The sequence below is a fragment of the Chitinophaga sp. genome, from assembly GCF_035564935.1.
Taxonomy (GTDB): domain Bacteria; phylum Bacteroidota; class Bacteroidia; order Chitinophagales; family Chitinophagaceae; genus Chitinophaga.
In genome coordinates this window covers 1-3882 of the sequence record NZ_DATMTE010000639.1, presented here as the reverse complement: position 1 = coordinate 3882, position 3882 = coordinate 1, and the positions used below count along the sequence as shown (strand labels likewise).

Below are 3882 nucleotides of genomic sequence, written 5' to 3'. Positions count from 1 at the left end.
CGATTATGAAAGAGTACCGGCTGGCCGCAGCAGATGCCGCGGCGCTGAATGAACTGTTAGCACAGGTACAAACGCGGACCAGGGATTTCCTGGGCTATCCTGTTTCCAAAGATTTTGATTATAGTCCCCTTCTGCCCTTCCTGCAATACCCGCTGAATAACCTGGGCGATCCTTTTGTGCCGGCTACTTATGCAGCAGGGTCCAGGGAAATGGAAAAACAGGTGGTAGCCTTCTTTGCAGACCTGTTCCGCGCGCCGGAGAACAATTGGTGGGGATATGTTACCAATGGCGGTTCCGAAGGTAATTTATACGGCCTGTACCTGGCGCGTGAACTGTATCCCAAAGGGATGGTATATTATTCCGGAGCCACCCATTACAGTGTGCAAAAAAACCTGCACCTGCTCAACATGCCGGGGATCATTATACGCACTTTGCCTAATGGTGAAATTGATTACGACGACCTGGAGAATACCATCCGTATCAACAGGCATCTGCCGGTGATCATGCTGGCCAATATTGGTACTACCATGACGGAGGCAAGGGACGATGTAAAACGGATCAGGAACATCCTGAAACACCTGGCTATACCCCATCATTATATTCATGCCGATGGGGCGCTGTCCGGCAGCTACAGCGCTTTCCTGGAGCCGCGCCCGGCGTTTGACTTTGCCGATGGGGCAGACAGCATCGCTATCAGCGGGCATAAATTTATCGGCTCCCCCATTCCCTGCGGTGTGGTGGTAGCGAAAAAGTCCAACCGCGACAGGATTGCGCGTTCCGTATCGTACACCGGTAGTATGGACACCACCATTACCGGTTCAAGAAACGGCCATAGTCCGCTATTCCTGTGGTATACCCTGAAAAGCCTCGGTGTGAACGGTTTGAAAGAAAGAGCCGGGCATAGCTTGGCGGTGGCCGCCTATGCGGTGGAACGACTCCGTGAAAACGGCATCCCTGCATGGCGCAATACCGATGCCATTACGGTGGTATTTCCCGACCCGCCTGCAGGCATCCGCCGGAAATGGCAGCTGGCTTCAGAAGGCGGCTGGTCGCATATCATCTGTATGCCTAATGTAAGTAAGGAACAGGTAGATCAGTTTGTGGAAAGCTTCGTAGATGCAATGACGTTAGTTTAGGCCCCTTTCGGCGATAGCCATTATTTCCACATTGAGTGCCCGTCTGATCAGGCGTTCGGTTTCCCTGTTTGTTTGCGGCATCAGCAGCTGTAGTTTAAACTGCACGAAATCTTTTTTGATCTCCATTGTTTTCAGGGAAAAGCTTTCGGGGCTGTAGCTGCGGGAATATGCGTCTATGGAGGCTCTCAGCCGCTCTTCCAGGCCGCGGACCGTAAAGGGATGCTTGTGGTCCAGTTCAAACTCGATGGTCAGTTTCCTGATATTTTGTTTGGACTGGTTCAGTACAATGGAAGTAAACACCACCGAATTGGGAATAATCACAATATCATCGTCTTCATTCTGCAATACTACGTTGATAAGGGTAATATCCATTACCCTGCCTTTCACATCGCCGATGCGTACATGATCTCCCAGCGACAACTGGTCGGAGAACATGATAATAAGGCCGTTGATCATGTTGGTGATATAGTCTTTTGTAAGCAGGGCTATGGCCGCTGCCACGATAGTGATGCTGGTAACAAATTCCAGGGGATTTGCATCAAAAACGAAGGTGATGGCCAGCAGCAGGAAAATGGTATTCAGTACAGAAGAAATGCGGTTAATGCCGAGGATAAAATTATCTTTTTCAATAGGCCGCTGCCGGTTGCGGCGGCGGGTGTACCACGACAGGATCACCAGCCATGCCAGGGAAATAATGAGGTTGGCGCCCAGGAAAAAGGACAAGGCATTGGTGAGTTTAAACAGCCATGTAAATTTATTATAAACGACGGGGTGCTCAAGGTTAAAATAAACAACGCCCAGATAAACCAGCAGTTTTACCAGAAATATAATTCTCTCCCTGCGGTTTGCATTCTTATAGGTTTTATCGGTTACCATCATAGCAATTCATACTCGCTTTGCTGCGAAGGTACAACCGTAGTGGTGAAGCAACAAAGCCTATTTCATTTTATCGAGAATATCTTCCCAGATAATGCGGGCAATCTGCTCCGTTTCCACCGTTCGGATGCTTCCCTCAAGGGTGTCTTCATGATCAGCAGTAAAGGTAGCGCCATGAGGTTCAAATTCATCCAGCACATGTTCACTTACATCGGGGATCACCTGGAATGCTGTTTCCAGGGCGCCCTTATCGATGGTAATAACCAACCCGTAGGGTTTACCTCTGATGATCACAGTAATGCTGTGTTTTTCCATACCCTGTATATTGCAAGCCATATACCATAAAAAACGACCGGTGCTGTTCAGCTGCCGGTCGTTTTCGTATATATGGGAAGGATAAAACACTCCTGGATTCATCCACTCAGGCAGTAGCTGCGGATTTTTTACGGGTAGCCGCCTTTCTTTTAGGCGCTGCTTTTTTTGTGGCAGCTTTTTTAGCCGTAGTTTTCCTGGCTGTTGATTTTTTTGCCGTTGATTTTTTAGCCGTAGTTTTTCTTGCAGCAGCTTTCTTAGGAGCTGCTTTTTTTGCGGTTGTTTTTTTTGCGGAAGATTTTTTTGCTGCTGCTTTTTTGGGCGCTGCTTTTTTCGCAGCAGATTTTTTGGGAGTGGACTTTTTAGCAGCCGCCTTCTTAGGCACCTTCGCTCCTTCTTTTCTTGCTTCCGACAAGCCTATGGCGATAGCTTGCTTAGGATTGGTAACTTTCTTATTGCTTCTGCCGCTCTTCAGTTTTCCCTGCTTCATTTCCTTCATATTTTCTTCCACTTTGTGCTGCGATTCTTTTGAATACTTTGCCATGACATAAAAATTTAGATGGGTTAAGAATAGAATAACGTTGATGTGGAAACAAAATATAAGCCACGGAAAATGAGAGAGTTCTCCTTTAAAAATTGTAGAACAGACAATAAAAAGTGTGTGGAAAATTCTATGGATTGTGGAATGTATTGCCCTACTCCGCATCCTGGTGCGGCGCAAATGCGCTACCAGCTTAACTGACACGTGATGGCACATTACTTGTTCAGCTTCCTGTAAATGTTTAACTACTATCACTAAAAAAAACCTCAGGATTATGGAAGACATCAGATATCAAACTGCCACACCGGTGAACCATGCTTCGGAAAAGAACTCCGATCAGAAGAGTAAACACAGTAAACGCGGATTTGCTTCTATGGACCCTGAACAGCAACGTGCCATTTCAAGAGAAGGAGGAAAGGCTGCACACCAGCAAGGTGTTGCCCATAAATTCACTTCCGAAGAGGCCCGTGCTGCAGGCAAAAAAGGCGGTGAAGCCGTTAGCAGAAATCGCGAACACATGGCGGCTATTGGCCGTAAAGGCGGAACCAACCGCGGAAAAAAGAAAAGCAGCGTAGAAAATGATAATCAGCAATAACCCGATCACCCGGGTTATTGCGTTGCTGAAGGGGCCCCTGGTCCCTTTTTCTTTCTCCGGAACCTTCACATATTTCAATTTTCCTTCCTATATTTACGGCTTTTTCTCACCTTATGGCAGCAAAAAGACGCTGGATCTACTTTTTCCTTATATTACTGAATATCCCCTTAGGATTGGCCACACGTTGGGCTCCCCAGTATTTTCCCGGTATCGTACGAATATATGGCGGCGATGTATTATCCGCCACTTGTATTTTCTTTGGCATCCGCTTTCTTTTCCCGGTTACCCCGTTATGGAAAATTGGTATCAGCAATTACGCCGTTTGCCTCCTGATAGAAATACAGCAGCTATACCAGGCTGAATGGGCGGTCCGTATCCGTAACACGCCCGCCGGCATCCTGCTGGGGCATGGATTCCTGTGG

General features: G+C 47.5%; 6 protein-coding genes. 3 read left to right on the top strand and 3 right to left on the bottom strand.

The window, feature by feature from the left end:
- Positions 1 to 1136 (top strand): histidine decarboxylase (locus VN105_RS16220; protein ID WP_325642574.1); only part of this gene is annotated, 1136 nt, incomplete at its 5' end.
- On the opposite strand, the gene VN105_RS16215 is transcribed toward VN105_RS16220, so the two are convergent.
- The 3 genes from VN105_RS16215 to VN105_RS16205 form a co-directional block, all read right to left on the bottom strand.
- Complete coding sequence (locus VN105_RS16215) at positions 1128 to 2015, bottom strand: mechanosensitive ion channel family protein (protein ID WP_325642573.1); 888 nt, start codon at positions 2013 to 2015, stop codon at positions 1128 to 1130. The genes VN105_RS16220 and VN105_RS16215 overlap by 9 nt on opposite strands.
- Before the next feature lie 57 nt (positions 2016 to 2072).
- Positions 2073 to 2327 (bottom strand): hypothetical protein, encoded by a 255-nt coding sequence (locus VN105_RS16210; protein ID WP_325642572.1) that lies wholly within the window; start codon positions 2325 to 2327, stop codon positions 2073 to 2075.
- Between the two features lie 106 nt (positions 2328 to 2433).
- Complete coding sequence (locus VN105_RS16205; RefSeq protein ID WP_325642571.1) at positions 2434 to 3120, bottom strand: DUF6496 domain-containing protein; 687 nt, start codon at positions 3118 to 3120, stop codon at positions 2434 to 2436.
- Positions 3121 to 3139: 19 nt separating this feature from the next.
- Here VN105_RS16205 and VN105_RS16200 point away from each other — a divergent pair, with 19 nt between their 5' ends.
- On the top strand, positions 3140 to 3460 hold the full coding sequence (locus VN105_RS16200) for a KGG domain-containing protein (protein WP_325642570.1): 321 nt from the start codon (positions 3140 to 3142) through the stop codon (positions 3458 to 3460).
- Between the two features lie 113 nt (positions 3461 to 3573).
- Positions 3574 to 3882, top strand: a 309-nt coding sequence (locus VN105_RS16195; protein WP_325642569.1) for a DUF2809 domain-containing protein, incomplete at its 3' end; no start/stop codon positions are given.

Excerpts from the sequence above, each read along its gene's own strand:
- VN105_RS16215 (WP_325642573.1), bottom strand. The coding sequence starts at position 2,015 with ATGATGGTAACCGATAAAACCTATAAGAATGCAAACCGCAGGGAGAGA.
- VN105_RS16210 (WP_325642572.1), bottom strand. The coding sequence starts at position 2,327 with ATGGAAAAACACAGCATTACTGTGATCATCAGAGGTAAACCCTACGGG.
- VN105_RS16200 (WP_325642570.1), top strand. The coding sequence starts at position 3,140 with ATGGAAGACATCAGATATCAAACTGCCACACCGGTGAACCATGCTTCG.